The sequence below is a fragment of the Flavobacterium beibuense F44-8 genome, from assembly GCF_000769915.1.
In the GTDB taxonomy this organism is placed as follows: Bacteria; Bacteroidota; Bacteroidia; order Flavobacteriales; family Flavobacteriaceae; genus Flavobacterium; species Flavobacterium beibuense.
In genome coordinates this window covers 1-15,512 of the sequence record NZ_JRLV01000009.1, presented here as the reverse complement: position 1 = coordinate 15,512, position 15,512 = coordinate 1, and the positions used below count along the sequence as shown (strand labels likewise).

Sequence of the window (15,512 nt, the reverse complement as noted above, 5' to 3'; positions counted from 1 at the left end):
TACCAAACAATAAATAAACTAAAGAGCCTCCCTAAACAGGAGGCTTTTTTATTTAATTTACTTTTTGACCATTGTAAGGTGGCCTGTTAAGAAAATCTCTCCATACAATAAGTAAATCTTTAAATTCATCTAAAGGACATACCGGAGGTAAAATATTTTTCCCGTCCTCATCATAAAACTCAATACCATTAGGCGTAATAAAAGCTATACCTCCTGCGTCAGTGCCAATAAAATCATTTCCTATCTGATCAAAATTTCCCGCTAAAGCCTTATCAATATCATCAATAATCTCGTTAATTGTATCAATATGTCTGTATTCTACTATAAAGCCTATATCTGCATCTACTCCATTACTGCATTTATAATTACAACCTGCGACCTCTTTATTAACCAGTTTAATACCTCTCTTTTTTAAAATATCCATAACGTAAAAAATAAAAAAAGGACTACCTGTACAAGTAGTCCTTTAGAATATAAAACTGAAATGATTTATTATTTTTTAAGCGCTTTAGCTTCGTCCATCATTTCAAGCCCCATGTAAAGGTTACTTAAAAGTGTTCTGAACTCATCTCTTTCAGGCTCTAAATCATAAGCTTTCTTAACATTTACAAGAGCTGCCTTGTAAATATCATCTCTTTTCTTTTTAAGCTCGTCATAACGCGCTATGTCCTTTTTAGAAGTACCAAGACCGTTCATTTCCTTAACGATAACATCTTCTCCTGCAAGCTCAACAATACCCATGTTGTAGTAAGCATTAGCATATTTAGGATCTAACTCTACCGTTTTTTTGTAGTACTGCATAGCCTCGTCATTTTGACCTGACTGAGCCGAAGTAACACCTAGGTTAAAGTATAGGTTAGGATCTTTAGAACCTTTATCTAATATACTCTGGATTGTTTTTTTATAACCATCCATATCGCCAGACTCATAATATATTTGAGCCTCTGCCTGTAACAAACCTATATCATCAGGATTTTCCTTCTTAGCTTTCTCAATAGCCTTCATCGCCTTAGCATTATCACCTTTATTGATATAAATAAGAGCAATGTTTTTAATGATATCACCTTTTATTGAAGGATCCTTGTGTACACCCGGATCTGTATATCCCTGTGCTTTAACATAAAGATCTCTTGTTGCTTTATCAGAAAAATACTGAACTTCACCCTCAGGGCTTTTTGCCGTATAGCTTAGTCTTTTGTTTGTAAAACCAAGCTGGTCTAGCTGCTCAAAATACCTAAGTGCAGTATCATAATCTTTAGCATTAACAGCAAAAGCTGCTGCATTGTAAAGGTTAATAGTATCTTTTTTATTCAGGTTATAAGCCGTTTCGTATAATGGCACAGCAGCTTTGTAATTTTGTTGCTGACCGAAATTCTTTGCTATTTTTAAAACAGTAGCACTAACCTCAGGATAAATATCTTTTGTAATTTCCGGAGTGTACTCTCTTTTACCGTTTTTTTCAAGCTCAATTACCTTGTCAAAATCAGCAATAGCACCATTTAAGGCGTTTTGATCCATTTTGGTCATTGCCATATATAGGTCATAGTTTCCTTTATAATAGTAAAAATCTGCTTTTTGCTTATCGTCTGCACTTCCCAGTAATGGTTCAGTCTTATCAATAAGCGATTTCATCTCCTGCATAACTTCCGCAGAAGGATCTTTTTTCATTAGTTTCTTCATAGCCTTAAGCTCATCTTTTTGAGCAAAAGCACCAACAGAAATTAATAAAGATGCAGCAATTGCATATTTAGCTTTCATTGTATTCTGGTTTTTTAAGTTTATTCCTGTTCCTGATTGTTTTCGTTATCATCCTGAGCAGCAGCTTCACCTGTTACGCCATCAATATTTGTGATATCTTCTGCTTCAGCATCAATGATATCTTCGTCTTCTTCACGTAAAACTTTTGCTACAGCAGCGATAGAGTCGTTACCTTTAATATTAATCAATCGTACACCCTGAGTGGCACGTCCCATAACCCTTAGGTCAGAAACACGCATTCTTATGGTAAGTCCTGATTTGTTGATAATCATTAAATCATCATTATCGGTAACATTATTAATAGCAACTAATTCACCGGTCTTATCGGTTATATTAAGGGTTTTAACACCTTTACCACCCCTGTTGGTTATCCTGTAATCCTCCAGGCTTGAACGTTTACCATAACCTTTTTCAGACACCACAAGGATTTCACTTTCCATATCATTTACAGAAACCATACCAACTACCTCATCGTTATCATCTTTAAGGGTAATACCACGCACACCCGATGCATTACGTCCCATTGGACGTGTTTTGCTTTCTTCAAAACGAACAAGCTTACCTGATTTCACTGCAAGAAGCACATGGCTGTCTCCGGTAGTTAGCTTAGCCTCCAGTAACTCATCATCTTCACGAACGGTAATTGCGTTAATACCATTTAACCTAGGGCGTGAATACTGCTCTAAAAGGGTCTTTTTAACAATACCTTTTTTAGTAGCCATAATCACGTAGTGGTTATTAATATACTCTTCGTTTTTAAGATCCTGCGTACAGATGAATGCCTTAACCTTATCATCATTCTCAATATTAATAAGGTTTTGTATAGCACGGCCTTTACTTGTTTTGCTACCTTCAGGAATTTCGTAAACCCTCATCCAGAAACATTTACCTTTTTGTGTAAAGAATAACATGTACTGGTGATTTGTAGCAGTAAACAGGTGCTCCAGGAAGTCCTGATCGCGGGTAGATGATCCTTTTTGACCTACTCCACCCCTGTTTTGGGTTTTGTATTCAGAAAGCGGAGTACGCTTAATATAACCGGCATGCGAAATGGTAATAACCACATTCTCATCGGCAATAAGATCTTCAATACTTACATCAGCACCAGAGTATTCAATTTGTGAACGGCGTTCGTCACCATATTTTTCTCTAACCTCAATAAGCTCCTCTTTAATAAGCTGCATTCTCAGCTCTTTGCTTTCTAATAAGGCTTTCAATTCGGCAATCAGTTTCATGATTTCCTCATATTCAGCTCTCAGTTTATCCTGCTCCAGTCCTGTAAGCTGCCTTAAACGCATTTCTACAATAGCCCTGGCCTGGATTTCAGTAAGCTTAAATCGCTCTATTAATTTTTCACGAGCCTCTTCCCCGTCTTTAGAACCACGGATAAGCGCAATAACCTCATCAATGTTATCTGAAGCAATAATAAGACCTTCTAATATGTGCGCGCGCTCTTCAGCCTTGCGTAGTTCATATTTAGTTCTTCTTACTACCACATCGTGCCTGTGCTCCACAAAGTAATGGATAAGCTCTTTAAGGTTTAATGTATGAGGTCTTCCGTTCACAAGCGCAATGTTGTTTACACTGAAAGACGATTGTAATTGTGTATACTTATAAAGCATGTTAAGTACTACGTTTGGCACTGCATCCTTTTTAAGGATATACACAATACGCATACCTTTCCTGTCAGACTCGTCACGTATGTTGGATATACCTTCAATTCTCTTTTCATTTACAAGGTCGGCAGTCTTTTTAATCATCTCTGCCTTGTTTACCTGATAAGGAATTTCGGTAACAATAATACATTCTTTACCGTCTACCTCTTCAAACCTTGCCTTACCGCGTAATACGACACGACCACGACCTGTTTTAAAGGCTTCACGAACTCCTTCATAACCGTAAATAACACCTCCCGTAGGAAAATCAGGTGCCTTTACATATTCCATCAGTTCGTCTATCTCAATCTCGTTATTGTCAATATATGCCAGGGTACCGTCTACCACTTCACAAAGGTTGTGAGGCGGCATGTTAGTAGCCATACCTACTGCAATACCCGACGCACCGTTAATTAAAAGGTTAGGTACACGTGTAGGCATTACGGTTGGTTCCTGTAAGGTATCATCAAAGTTTAACTGGAAGTCAACAGTTTCTTTTTCAAGGTCGGCCATAATATCCTCAGATATTTTTCGCATCCTTGCTTCAGTATAACGCATTGCTGCAGGACTGTCTCCGTCAATCGATCCGAAGTTACCCTGACCGTCTACCAAAAGATACCTCAAACTCCAGTCTTGTGCCATACGTACCATGGCATCATAAACAGAGGAGTCTCCGTGAGGGTGATACTTACCTAATACCTCTCCTACAATCCTTGCCGATTTTTTATAGGCTCTGTTAGAAAGAACCCCAAGTTCGTGCATTCCATAAAGTACTCTTCGATGTACGGGTTTCAAGCCATCTCTAACATCTGGAAGGGCCCTCGATACAATTACTGACATTGAGTAGTCAATATAGGCCGATTTCATCTGGTCCTCGATGTTAATAGGAATTAACTTTTCTCCTTCAGACATAAATAGTTATATTAAAAATTATTTTTATTACAAAACGTGCCAATATACGCATTTTTATTGGCATCTTCCAGCTAAAAAACAATTAATTTCCAACATTTATTAACACCTTAAATAGGTTAAACAGTTAATAAAGTAATGCTATATAATTTCTTTTTCTGGCTTTTTTTTTGTCACTTAGCATGACAGGACCTTCCGTAGGTACGGTTTTTGTAAAATCTTATTTAAATAGTTAAATTTACAGTATCAATTCTTTTATTATGGATGATAATTTTTCACCAAGGGTCAAAGACGTAATTACCTACAGTAAAGAGGAAGCTTTACGACTGGGCCACGACTTTATTGGTACAGAACATTTGATGCTGGGGATATTGAGGGACGGAAACGGCAAAGCAATTTCTATACTTAACAATATATCTGTTGATTTAGATCTTTTAAGAAGAAAAGTAGAAATATTAAGCCCTGCTAATCCTAACGCGGAGCGCGGGAACGACAAAAAGAACCTGCACTTAACGCGCCAGGCAGAACGTGCCCTAAGAACCACATTTCTGGAAGCTAAGGTTTTCCAGAGTACCTCTATCAGTACGGCACATTTACTGTTGTGTATTTTGCGCAACGAAAACGACCCTACAACAAAATTGCTTAATAAGCTAAAAATCGATTACGAAACCGTTAAAGAACAATTTATCAACATGACATCAAGCGAAGAAGACTATATGGAAAACCAGCCAAGGGCTGAGTCTTACAATGATGATGCAGGACAGGATGACAGTATGCGCGAGAGCACCTTTAATAACCCTACCCCGCAGGGTGGCAAAGCCAACAAAAAATCTAAAACTCCTGTTTTAGATAATTTTGGCCGAGACCTTACCGAACTTGCCGAAGAAGGCAAACTGGACCCTGTTGTTGGTCGTGAAAAGGAAATTGAGCGTGTTTCGCAAATACTTAGTCGCAGAAAGAAAAATAATCCGCTGCTTATTGGTGAACCCGGTGTGGGTAAATCGGCCATAGCAGAAGGACTGGCCCTGCGCATTGTACAGAAAAAAGTATCACGTATTCTATTCAACAAACGTGTGGTAACGCTAGATCTTGCCAGTCTTGTGGCAGGTACTAAATACCGCGGACAGTTTGAAGAGCGTATGAAAGCGGTGATGAACGAACTGGAAAAGAATGACGATATCATCTTATTTATAGATGAGATTCATACCATTGTAGGTGCAGGTGGCGCTACAGGTTCACTGGATGCCAGTAACATGTTTAAGCCCGCATTAGCACGTGGAGAAATACAATGTATTGGTGCCACTACCCTGGATGAATACCGCCAGTATATAGAGAAAGACGGTGCACTGGAAAGACGTTTCCAAAAAGTAATGGTTGAACCTACATCTGTAGATGAAACCATCATTATACTTAATAATATTAAAGCTAAGTATGAAGAACACCATAATGTTAACTATACACCGGAAGCAATTGAAGCCTGTGTGAAGTTAACTAACCGTTATATGACCGAGCGTTTCCTTCCGGACAAGGCTATTGATGCGCTGGACGAGGCAGGATCAAGAGTACATATTACCAATATTAATGTACCTAAACAGATTCTTGACCTTGAAAGACAACTGGAAGAAGTACGTGAGCTTAAAAACTCTGTAGTTAAAAAGCAGAAATATGAAGAGGCTGCAAAGCTTCGTGACGACGAAAAACGCATTGAGAAAGATCTTGCCATTGCTCAGGAGAAATGGGAAGAAGACGCTAAAAACAATCGTGTTACCGTTACCGAAGACAATGTGGCAGATGTTATTTCTATGATGACAGGTATTCCTGTAAACCGTATTGCACAAACCGAAAGCAACAAACTTGCAGGCCTGCCGGAACTTATTAAGAGTAAGGTTATAGGTCAGGATGATGCTGTTGTTAAGATTTCAAAATCAATACAGCGTAACCGTGCCGGACTTAAGGATCCTAACAAACCGATTGGGTCGTTTATTTTTCTTGGTCAAACCGGTGTAGGTAAAACCCAACTGGCTAAGGTACTGGCTAAAGAACTGTTTGACTCTGAAGATGCGCTTGTGCGTATTGATATGAGTGAATACATGGAGAAATTTGCCATATCAAGACTGGTAGGTGCGCCTCCGGGATATGTAGGTTATGAGGAAGGCGGACAGCTTACCGAAAAAGTACGCAGAAAACCATACTGTGTTGTGCTTCTTGATGAGATTGAGAAAGCACACCCAGATGTGTTTAACATGCTTTTACAGGTACTGGACGACGGCTACCTTACTGATAGCCTTGGCAGAAAAATTGACTTTAGGAACACTATTATAATAATGACATCAAACGTGGGTGCAAGACAGCTAAAAGACTTTGGTCAGGGAGTTGGTTTTGGTACTGCTGCAAAAAAAGCACAGGCCGACGAGCACAGCAAAGGTGTTATTGAGAGTGCTCTTAAAAAGACATTTGCGCCGGAGTTTATTAACAGGATAGACGATATTATTGTGTTTAATCCTCTTGAGAAAGAAGACATCGACAAAATTATCGATATCGAACTGGCTAAGCTATATGCCCGTATTAAAGACCTTGGGTACAACATTACCCTGTCCGAAAAGGCTAAAAACTTTATTGCCGACAAAGGTTTTGACAAGCAATATGGTGCAAGGCCACTAAAAAGAGCCATACAAAAGTATGTTGAAGATACACTTGCTGAAGAGATTATCACTTCTAAAATAGGTGCAGGAGACGAAATTTTTATGGATCTTGACGATAATGAACAAGAACTTGCTGTGACTATTAAAAAAGCGGAGAATCCGGCTAGTTAATAGTTTAGGATATATATTTAAAAAATCCCCGGCAGTAACAACTGTCGGGGATTTTTGTTTTCAACAGTATTTAATAACCAAAGCCGTGAGGCTTTAAAAACAAACATTTATAAATTAAACCAATTTCAATTAAAATGGAAAAGAAACGCTTATTGATCGTTGGGCTTGAACCCCGGGATACAGAGAAAATAAGTAAAGAATTAGGTTGGGAATACCTAACCGTACATTATGACATGCTTCCGGTAGTGAAGCTTATGGATGGCGTGCTTTATGTAGAGAGTCCGCAGGTGCCGGATAAATTCCTTAAAGTAGACAAAGTAATTTTTCATGGTATTTATGAAAAGGATGCCGATTTTTTAACACTACTGGCATTATGGAATGGTCCGTGCCTACCAAATGCCTTAGGGATGATGGATTTAAGGCAACGCATACCCGGACTGGTAAGATCGTTACAGGCCTCAAAATTCAACACTCTAAACCGAAGCATGGTTATTAACCAGCAACAATGGAACAGCGACAAGGAAGTGGTTGCAAAATGGGGTATTTGGCATTGTGGTGAAGACAAGCACAAATTTAACGGCAACTGGCAAAGCAGTGAAACATCTGTAATAGAAGATTTTATAGATGGTGAAGCCGTAAGAATTATGCTTATAGGCAACAAGTCATGGCAAATAAAACTAACCGGTGACACCTGGTTAAAATCAATACACAATAACGGTTCAGACCAAATGGAAATTGACACCGAGCTATTAGATGACAGTATTGCCATTGCTAAACATTTCAACTCACAAATGATTGGTGTTGACTATATTGTTGGCAACGACGGACAAAAATACTTACTGGAAGTAAACCATATACCTAACGTTACGGTATTTCCGTTTATTAACGAGGCATTTATTGACTATGCCATCAACTGGGTTACAAAATAACCCCTTATCCCCTGCTGTATTGTTGGGGATTTTTTGTTTGCAGTAATTTTTACAATTATAAAAATCCGTATGTTAGCACAACCAAAACCATACCATGAAAAAGCTTTACATACTGGCTGTTACTGTACTAATTATTTCCTGTAAAGAAACAGATCGAAAAACAACACCTCAAAAACAGACTGTCATAACTTCAATCCCTCAAAAAAAGGTCAAAAAATTTAACCACGATTCTATAAGGGAACAAGCCATTAAGTACTTTACCAATAACAAAAACTATTACTTTAATACATTAAACAATGCTAAGGGAGTAGCTACTGTAAACGATAATTTTGTATTTGGTGATACTATTACACTTTTAAAAGAAAACGGAGAAATTAGCTCTCAGTTTATTTTTAATGATGAAAATAACATTCACACTTTTAAATGTATTTCTACAGATAGTTTATACTATAAAGTGGAATATAACAACGAAACTTTATACCTTAAAAAATCAGATAAATTTACGTTTGAACCATGGGAAATTCATGTTTTAAAAGTACCGTTTATAGGTTTTGATTATAGTAAAAACAGTATCCACGAGTATCCAAATGACGATTCTAAAACCATAAGCTTTGATCCCGATACTTTTTACTCACCTGTTCAGTTAGCGGGCAAATGGATGCAAATCGTTTGGGCAGACAGTAACAACAATAACAAGTATGGCTGGATTAAGTGGAAAGAAAACGATAAACTGATAATTGAACTTTTTTATTTTGCGTAACATAACCTTAAACTCATGAATAACAGAAAACTTTATCTGCTAATAAGCGAAGAGCTACGGTATGACAAACTGGATCAAGAAAAATAAAGTTGTAGATATCATTTTCTGTTAATTGCAATTACTATCACTTAACAAGATTAAAGGTTTTACTCTTTTAAATTATTTAAAAACCTCATAGTCAATTTGTGAGGATAGTTATATTAAATTTTAAATAAAAATACAGTCACCCCTTTACTTATTTAAAAAAAGTAGTACTTTAGAAGTATATAATTATACTAAAATGTTCGACAAAGTTATTGTAGGCAGTGAAGAATGGTGCTCATTTCCGGCACTTGGCATACCGGCTATTAAAGCCCGTGTAGACTCGGGTGCAAAAACCTCTGCCCTTCATGCCATTAACATCAATCCGTTTTTAAAAGATGGCGACAACTGGGTTAAGTTTGACATTAACCCCATACAAAACAATACCAAAACCGTTATTCACTGTGAAGCTCCGCTTATTGACAAGCGAATTGTAAAAAGCTCCAGCGGATACAGGGAAAAACGTTATGTTATAAAAGCCAGCCTTCAGGTGGGCGATACCATGTGGGAGATTGAGGTTACCCTTACCAACCGCGACTCAATGGGTTTCCGTATGCTGTTAGGCCGTGAGGCCATGAGCGGACGCCTTTTGGTAGACCCTGAGCAAAAATACCTGCTGGGACAACCTACTACCGAAAAACTTAAAGAATACTACAGCACTAACGACGAGCCTAAAAAAGGGCTTCGTATAGGGCTTTTAGCCAGTAATCCTGAATTGTACAGTAACAGGCGTATTATTGAAGCAGGTGAACTTCGCGGACACGAAATGCACTTTCTTAACCTTAAGTACTGCTACATGAAACTGGATGCCGAAACTCCCGAAATACACTACAGGGGCGGCAGGGTACTTAATGACTTTGATGCTATTATACCGCGTATTCGTCCAAGCATGACGTTTTACGGTTGTGCACTTACCCGTCATTTTGAAGCATTAAAAGTATACAGCCTTAACTCGGCGGCAGCTATAAGTCAGTCACGAGATAAACTGTTCTCATTACAGTTACTGCTTAACAGTGGTATTGACATCCCTACTACAGGGTTTGCCAACTCCCCTCTTGATACCAACGACCTTATTAAAATGGTAGGTGGTTCTCCGCTTATCGTTAAGCTTCTGGAAGGTACTCAGGGGAAAGGTGTTGTACTGGCAGAGACCAAAAAGGCGGCAGAGAGTGTTATTAATGCCTTTAAGAGCCTTAACGCCAATATTTTGGTACAGGAGTTCATTAAAGAGGCAAACGGTAAGGATATACGCTGTTTTGTAATAGACGGCAAAGTGGTAGCCTCTATACAACGTGAAGCATTGCCGGGAGAGTTTAGGGCAAATATCCATTTGGGAGGTACGGCCTCTGTTATTAAAGCCACTCCCGAAGAAAAAAGAATTGCCATTAAAGCAACCAAAGCTATGGGGCTTAAAGTGGCTGGTGTAGATATTATCCGTTCCTCTAAAGGTCCGTTATTATTGGAAGTCAACTCCTCACCGGGTCTTGAAGGTATTGAAGGCGCTACCAACAAAGATATCGCCGGAGAGATGATTCGCGCTATCGAAAAGAATTTCAAAATCTAAAAAACATACAACTATGGCAATAATTTCTTCTTCAATAATAGTTATAGTGGCAATGCTGCACCTCTACATTTTTTGGTTAGAAAGCTTTGCCTGGACAACAAGAGGCAGGAAAGTCTTTAAAAAGTTTCCTGCCGAACTTTTTGAAAAAACAAAACCAATGGCTGCCAACCAGGGTTTATATAATGGTTTTCTGGCTGCCGGGCTGTTATGGTCACTGCTTATTGAAACTCCTGACTGGAGGTTTAATGTAGCCATGTTCTTTTTAGGATGTGTTGCAGTTGCTGGATTATTTGGTGCGGCCACCGTACAAAAAAGTATTTTTTATATCCAGTCGGTTCCCGCCATTGCCGGTATGGTTTGCCTTTATTTTAATATTTAATTATGAAGTACATAACTATTATAGTAGTATTTTTATTGGGTTCGATAATCATGATTGTAGGTGCTCTTTTTAAGCTAATGCACTGGCCGGGCTCACATCTTATGCTAATATCAGCCACAATTATACAGGTTATCGCCGTTATAATGCTAATAATAAAACTGTTAACTAATAAGAATAAAAACAGTTTTCTAAACAAATAAGCTATGAAACTTAAAACAGCTATACTAACACTTGGGCTGCTCCTGCCCCTATGGGGCTTTAGTCAGGATGACGGCTGTTTAAAATTTAAAAACGGTACCTTTAAAGTTACTGATCCCGAAACCAAAAAGGTTTGTATTATTACCCGTAAGGGAGATACACAAACCGAGAGAATGGAAGACTCTGACCAAACTTATGATTTTAAAATCACATGGGTAGATAACTGCAAGTATACCGTTAAACCTACTGCTACTACTATTGAAAGGAACAGGGATGTACTTAAAGCCGGAATACTTACTGTTGAAATTGTAAAAACAACCGATTCTTCATACACACAAAAGGTAATGGTAGAAACCAACCCTAAGTTTACACGTTATGATGAGGTTTATATCGTAAAGAAAAAGGAAAAGAAAACACTTGATTAATGGTAAAAAAATTACACCTTACACTTCTTTTTTTCACGTTAACCATTTGTTGTTTTGCTCAGGATACTAAACCTGCTATAACTCCTGATAATTTCCCTATAACAAATAATCTATTAACTCAACATAAAGATGCCTATCACGAAGGCGATCATGTTTGGTTTACAAACACAGAGTTAAAACAAACCCTTGTTTTTGAATTAGGGACAGATTATCATAGGTTTAAAACCTATCTGTTTTACAACAATATTATACCCGAAGCTTTATTAAATGACGATTGGTTTTCATCGGCACACAATACTTCAAATAAAGTTGAGGTTTTTAAATCCTATATCAAAAATGCTAACCCTGTAAATATAAACTACTTTACTTCCTTACAGGGAATTGAGTTGGGACAAACTAAAAAGCAAATTCTTAAACTGTATCCTTATAATCCTGATGAGGTTAATACTACCAAAGATATAGAGAAATATACATGGAACTTTACTGGTGACATTATGGCTGATATGGAGCCAAAAATACAAAATGATAAACCCTTAGCTAAAGATAGTTTCGGCTATCATTTTACCGCTTATTTTAAAAATGATATTTTAGTAGGGTTAATTTTAGTAAACGACATTCCCTAACTCATGGCAAAACAAAGCGTATTAAGAGTAAACTACAAATTAACCGACCAACTACTTAACCGGAAACCCTTATGGATATTGTTTTTATAATCGTTTTTGTACTTACCCTTTTCATCATAATAAGTAACTTCAATTCGGGTGCTAAAGCAGCTCGTGAACGCACTCCTAAAGGCATCAAAGAAAAAAAACAGAAAGAGCTTATAAAAGAAAAACAAAAAGCCTGGATAAATGACGACCTTATATACGACCCCGAAACAGGTGCAAAAATAACTTTAGAACAGGCTCAGTCGGGAGTTTGGGATTTACCATCAGAGGAAGAAAAAGCTAAACATGAAGAAGAGCAGAAAATTTTCCTTAATGAACAGGGTATTGAAGCAGGGCATCTTTTTGAACTGTTAAAAGAAAAAGGCTTTAAAGCAAAAAAACTCAACGACGAACAAATCGAATTTTTAGAGCAGTCAGCACTACTCACCCAATATGATGACTGGGGCTATACCGAATGTTTTATCAATAATGATGAAGTAGTAGTTTTTTCTCCTTATGTAAAGCTAAAAAAGCTTCATTATGAAGAATCACAACTTATGGTTTGGATAAAAGTAAATCATGCATCGGGGCATTACTTTATGGAACCCAAAAACACCACAAATAAGCTTTTAGGCAGCTTTATAAATAAAGAAGATATCAAAGTAGAAAACTACAGTACATATACTTTAAAAAAAGGTTTTGATGTTACCAATACTAAAAAAATACTTGAAAAATTTAGCAATCAAAAAGGATTACAGGTTGAACTAAACAATAATAACCTACTTATTAAAACCTTGGTTACTCCAAACAGAAAAGACTTTAAAAGAATAGAAAAATTAATGTAACAAAAAATTCCATAACTTGGTGGTGTATAAAAACAACCAATCACTAACCGAAATGGAAATTTTGGAAACCAACAGATTACGCCTCAGGAAACTTACCCCTATGGTAATGGACCAGGTTTTTACCACAATGAATGACCATTCCATAATCGACTTTCTGGGCCTTGCCGATTTTGAATCTCTTAAAAAAGAAAAGGAACGTTACAAAAAAGGACTGCAAACCTACAACAGGAGCTTTGTAAATTTTCAGCTTTTAGAAAAAGAAACCAATCGTATAATAGGCGGTTGTGGTTTTCATACCTGGTATCCGTTGCACGACCGTGCCGAAATAGGCTATGGCCTGTTTTATGACAGTGATAAGCAAAAAGGACTCATGACCGAAGCGGTTAACACAGTACTGGATTATGGGTTTACCAAAATGAACCTGCACCGTGTGGAAGCACTTACCGCAACCTATAATACAGGTTCACTTAAAATACTGGAACATTTCAATTTTACTTTTGAAGGGACACTTCGCCAGCATTATAATGTAAACGGTAAAATGGAAGATTCTGTAATGTACTCGCTTTTAAAACATGAGTATCAAAACCATATATCATGAAGAAAGTTATAGTATTAGTAGTAGCATTTATATTCGTTTCATGTGCTTCCGACAGAAATGTACCAAGAAATGCCATGCTTCACTCTGATGAACTGGAAACTATTGCCAATAAAATATTTCCGCTTTTTGACTACGAGATAGAAATAGGAGAAAATTATCTGGATAGTTTGCCTTTAACTAAAAAAGAAATAAGGCTCTTAAAATATAAACTCAAATGCCCTGAGATTTATATTAACTATGACGAAAAATCAGATGAGAATATAGATAGTCTTGTAGTTTTTAAAAGTGGCGGTTACTGGGTAAAACAACGACAGGTAATAATTGATATGCGAAAAAAACCACGAACCACCCTACCCTGCGACTGTTCTACTATTAAAAACAGAACATATTATAAAACCGACAAAGCCATAATACCAATATCGTAATATACATTATGAGTAAACCAGCTCCAAACGAACAGGTTACACAACACATAGCCAAAATGACACCACAGGTCGCTCAAACCATGCAGGCCATACGCGAGGTGATACTGGAAAGCTCTCCTGAAATAGACGAACATATAAAATGGAATTCTCCTGCCTTTTATTATACAGGAGAAATGAAGGCTTTTGATGCTAAAGAATACAAAAGGGACCTTGTGGTATACAATTTGAGGAAGAACGGAAGTATTATGCTTGTTTTCCCTACAGGAGCAACTATTAATGATACTACAGGCATACTGGAAGGTAATTATACTGATGGACGCCGTATGATAACCGTTACTAACATAACCGACCTGCAAAATAAAAAACAGGCTTTACAAACCGTAATTAAACAATGGTTAGACCTTATTGAAAAATAATTTTATCATGATCAAACACACCTTCCTCTACATTACTTTTTTATTGCTCTCCGTATCCGGATTTGCACAAAACTCAAACTTATACAAAGCATGGCTACCTACCGGGAAGCATGGCGATGTTTACACTTATGAAGCCATTAATGACATTGGTGCTTATCCTAATGCCTTTATATTTGATAAAAGCGGAATTTTACTGGAAAAGTATAAAGGTGTAAATTGTGGCACCAGTAAAGTGCGTGGCACAGATAAAGACGTTAACATAAATCCTAAAACTCAGGTATTGGGTAAATGGCGTTGGTTAAAACCATCGGTAATAGAGATGGAAACAAAAGAAAGAGGAGCACTTATCAGGAAAAAATATAAGGTCTCTAAAGTAGATGACACCTCATTAATACTTATAGATTTATATTAATCCTACAATAGTTATAAATGCAATTTAAATACTATTACTGCCTTGGGCTAACAGTGCTTTTATTTAGCTGCAATAATAAAGACCGCATAACAAATTATGTACAGGAGGTTAACAGCAACCCTACAACTGCCATTACAGAAACACAGGAGGAAAATACTGTAATTGTAAACTGCGATACTTTACAATTAAAAAACTCAAAAGCTACTCTTTATCTGTTTGGAAGCTTTGAAGATGAAGACAGTAATAATACCATTTTTACGCTTACACAGAACGGTAAAACAATAATACAGGATAGTATTATAAGTAACCGTTTTAAACTGCTATATAAAGATTTTACAGGCGATTCTGTAAACGACTTACTAATTCATCATTATACAGGTACGCGTAGTAATGAATTTTACAATTTATATATTACCGATACCCTAAACAACATGCTGAAAAGAATTAAAGGATTCGGGAAAATCCCTAACCCCCGTTACGATAGCGACAACAACCTTATAACCTGTTACGGATTAACCGGTACAAACTATGTGAAGTTCTACCACATTGAAAACGACACCATACTAGATTATGGTATTACCGTTGAAGATGATTTAATGCCCGAAAATAATTTTGAAGAACGATACCAGCAGACCTTAAACAAAATAAAAACGAAACAACATCAATAAAAAATCCCCAACCATTCGGTTAGGGATTTT

At 37.1% G+C, this 15,512-nt stretch carries 17 protein-coding genes; 14 read left to right on the top strand and 3 right to left on the bottom strand.

From position 1 onward, the window contains the following. Nucleotides 1-52: 52 nt before the first annotated feature. The 3 genes from Q763_RS09145 to gyrA all read right to left on the bottom strand — a co-directional run bounded on the left by Q763_RS09145 (nt 53) and on the right by gyrA (nt 4,325). Nucleotides 53-424, bottom strand: coding sequence for a hypothetical protein (locus Q763_RS09145; protein WP_035133478.1), 372 nt, complete (start codon nt 422-424; stop codon nt 53-55). Between the two features lie 68 nt (nt 425-492). Continuing rightward, nucleotides 493-1,758, bottom strand: a complete 1,266-nt coding sequence (locus Q763_RS09140) for a tetratricopeptide repeat protein (RefSeq protein ID WP_035133476.1) — start codon at nt 1,756-1,758, stop codon at nt 493-495. Nucleotides 1,759-1,778: 20 nt separating this feature from the next. Then, complete coding sequence (gyrA, locus tag Q763_RS09135) at nt 1,779-4,325, bottom strand: DNA gyrase subunit A (RefSeq protein ID WP_035133475.1); 2,547 nt, start codon at nt 4,323-4,325, stop codon at nt 1,779-1,781. A 257-nt stretch (nt 4,326-4,582) separates the two neighbouring features. Here gyrA and Q763_RS09130 point away from each other — a divergent pair, with 257 nt between their 5' ends. The 14 genes from Q763_RS09130 (at nt 4,583) to Q763_RS17460 (ending at nt 15,482) form a co-directional block, all read left to right on the top strand. Beyond that, complete coding sequence (locus tag Q763_RS09130) at nt 4,583-7,135, top strand: ATP-dependent Clp protease ATP-binding subunit (protein WP_035133474.1); 2,553 nt, start codon at nt 4,583-4,585, stop codon at nt 7,133-7,135. 134 nt (nt 7,136-7,269) lie between these two features. Next, a complete protein-coding gene (locus Q763_RS09125; protein ID WP_035133473.1) occupies nt 7,270-8,064 on the top strand; it encodes an ATP-grasp domain-containing protein in 795 nt (264 codons plus the stop codon). A 94-nt stretch (nt 8,065-8,158) separates the two neighbouring features. Continuing rightward, a complete protein-coding gene (locus Q763_RS09120; protein ID WP_035133472.1) occupies nt 8,159-8,824 on the top strand; it encodes a hypothetical protein in 666 nt (221 codons plus the stop codon). 280 nt (nt 8,825-9,104) lie between these two features. Next, nucleotides 9,105-10,469, top strand: a complete 1,365-nt coding sequence (rimK, locus tag Q763_RS09115) for a 30S ribosomal protein S6--L-glutamate ligase (RefSeq protein WP_035133471.1) — start codon at nt 9,105-9,107, stop codon at nt 10,467-10,469. A 13-nt stretch (nt 10,470-10,482) separates the two neighbouring features. Continuing rightward, nucleotides 10,483-10,848 (top strand): DUF1304 domain-containing protein, encoded by a 366-nt coding sequence (locus tag Q763_RS09110; RefSeq protein WP_035133470.1) that lies wholly within the window; start codon nt 10,483-10,485, stop codon nt 10,846-10,848. 2 nt (nt 10,849-10,850) lie between these two features. Then, nucleotides 10,851-11,048: a GldL-related protein gene (locus Q763_RS18090; protein WP_035133469.1), complete on the top strand. Its 198-nt coding sequence runs from the start codon at nt 10,851-10,853 to the stop codon at nt 11,046-11,048. A 3-nt stretch (nt 11,049-11,051) separates the two neighbouring features. Then, a complete protein-coding gene (locus Q763_RS09100; RefSeq protein ID WP_035133467.1) occupies nt 11,052-11,471 on the top strand; it encodes a hypothetical protein in 420 nt (139 codons plus the stop codon). Next, entirely contained in the window at nt 11,471-12,094 is a 624-nt protein-coding gene (locus tag Q763_RS09095) for a hypothetical protein (protein WP_035133465.1), read from the top strand. The genes Q763_RS09100 and Q763_RS09095 overlap by 1 nt, the downstream gene beginning before the upstream one ends. 71 nt (nt 12,095-12,165) lie before the next feature. After that, nucleotides 12,166-12,963 (top strand): hypothetical protein, encoded by a 798-nt coding sequence (locus tag Q763_RS09090; RefSeq protein ID WP_035133463.1) that lies wholly within the window; start codon nt 12,166-12,168, stop codon nt 12,961-12,963. Between the two features lie 52 nt (nt 12,964-13,015). Continuing rightward, entirely contained in the window at nt 13,016-13,561 is a 546-nt protein-coding gene (locus Q763_RS09085; protein ID WP_035133761.1) for a GNAT family N-acetyltransferase, read from the top strand. Next, nucleotides 13,558-13,986, top strand: a complete 429-nt coding sequence (locus Q763_RS09080; protein WP_035133461.1) for a hypothetical protein — start codon at nt 13,558-13,560, stop codon at nt 13,984-13,986. The genes Q763_RS09085 and Q763_RS09080 overlap by 4 nt, the downstream gene beginning before the upstream one ends. Nucleotides 13,987-13,994: 8 nt before the next feature. Then, complete coding sequence (locus Q763_RS09075; protein WP_035133460.1) at nt 13,995-14,402, top strand: DUF1801 domain-containing protein; 408 nt, start codon at nt 13,995-13,997, stop codon at nt 14,400-14,402. Nucleotides 14,403-14,409: 7 nt separating this feature from the next. Next, nucleotides 14,410-14,814 (top strand): hypothetical protein, encoded by a 405-nt coding sequence (locus Q763_RS09070; RefSeq protein WP_157499405.1) that lies wholly within the window; start codon nt 14,410-14,412, stop codon nt 14,812-14,814. Between the two features lie 17 nt (nt 14,815-14,831). Beyond that, nucleotides 14,832-15,482, top strand: coding sequence for an XAC2610-related protein (locus Q763_RS17460; RefSeq protein WP_052123342.1), 651 nt, complete (start codon nt 14,832-14,834; stop codon nt 15,480-15,482). The last annotated feature ends 30 nt before the right edge of the window (nt 15,483-15,512 follow it).

Bases quoted from the DNA above. Each gene is read 5' to 3' on its own strand.
- Q763_RS09125 (WP_035133473.1), top strand. From the start codon at position 7,270: ATGGAAAAGAAACGCTTATTGATCGTTGGGCTTGAACCCCGGGATACA.
- rimK (WP_035133471.1), top strand. From the start codon at position 9,105: ATGTTCGACAAAGTTATTGTAGGCAGTGAAGAATGGTGCTCATTTCCG.
- Q763_RS09070 (WP_157499405.1), top strand. From the start codon at position 14,410: ATGATCAAACACACCTTCCTCTACATTACTTTTTTATTGCTCTCCGTA.
- Q763_RS17460 (WP_052123342.1), top strand. From the start codon at position 14,832: ATGCAATTTAAATACTATTACTGCCTTGGGCTAACAGTGCTTTTATTT.
- Q763_RS09075 (WP_035133460.1), top strand. From the start codon at position 13,995: ATGAGTAAACCAGCTCCAAACGAACAGGTTACACAACACATAGCCAAA.
- Q763_RS09080 (WP_035133461.1), top strand. From the start codon at position 13,558: ATGAAGAAAGTTATAGTATTAGTAGTAGCATTTATATTCGTTTCATGT.
- Q763_RS09085 (WP_035133761.1), top strand. From the start codon at position 13,016: ATGGAAATTTTGGAAACCAACAGATTACGCCTCAGGAAACTTACCCCT.
- Q763_RS09100 (WP_035133467.1), top strand. From the start codon at position 11,052: ATGAAACTTAAAACAGCTATACTAACACTTGGGCTGCTCCTGCCCCTA.
- Q763_RS09120 (WP_035133472.1), top strand. From the start codon at position 8,159: ATGAAAAAGCTTTACATACTGGCTGTTACTGTACTAATTATTTCCTGT.
- Q763_RS09110 (WP_035133470.1), top strand. From the start codon at position 10,483: ATGGCAATAATTTCTTCTTCAATAATAGTTATAGTGGCAATGCTGCAC.
- Q763_RS09140 (WP_035133476.1), bottom strand. From the start codon at position 1,758: ATGAAAGCTAAATATGCAATTGCTGCATCTTTATTAATTTCTGTTGGT.
- gyrA (WP_035133475.1), bottom strand. From the start codon at position 4,325: ATGTCTGAAGGAGAAAAGTTAATTCCTATTAACATCGAGGACCAGATG.
- Q763_RS09145 (WP_035133478.1), bottom strand. From the start codon at position 424: ATGGATATTTTAAAAAAGAGAGGTATTAAACTGGTTAATAAAGAGGTC.
- Q763_RS09090 (WP_035133463.1), top strand. From the start codon at position 12,166: ATGGATATTGTTTTTATAATCGTTTTTGTACTTACCCTTTTCATCATA.
- Q763_RS09095 (WP_035133465.1), top strand. From the start codon at position 11,471: ATGGTAAAAAAATTACACCTTACACTTCTTTTTTTCACGTTAACCATT.
- Q763_RS09130 (WP_035133474.1), top strand. From the start codon at position 4,583: ATGGATGATAATTTTTCACCAAGGGTCAAAGACGTAATTACCTACAGT.
- Q763_RS18090 (WP_035133469.1), top strand. From the start codon at position 10,851: ATGAAGTACATAACTATTATAGTAGTATTTTTATTGGGTTCGATAATC.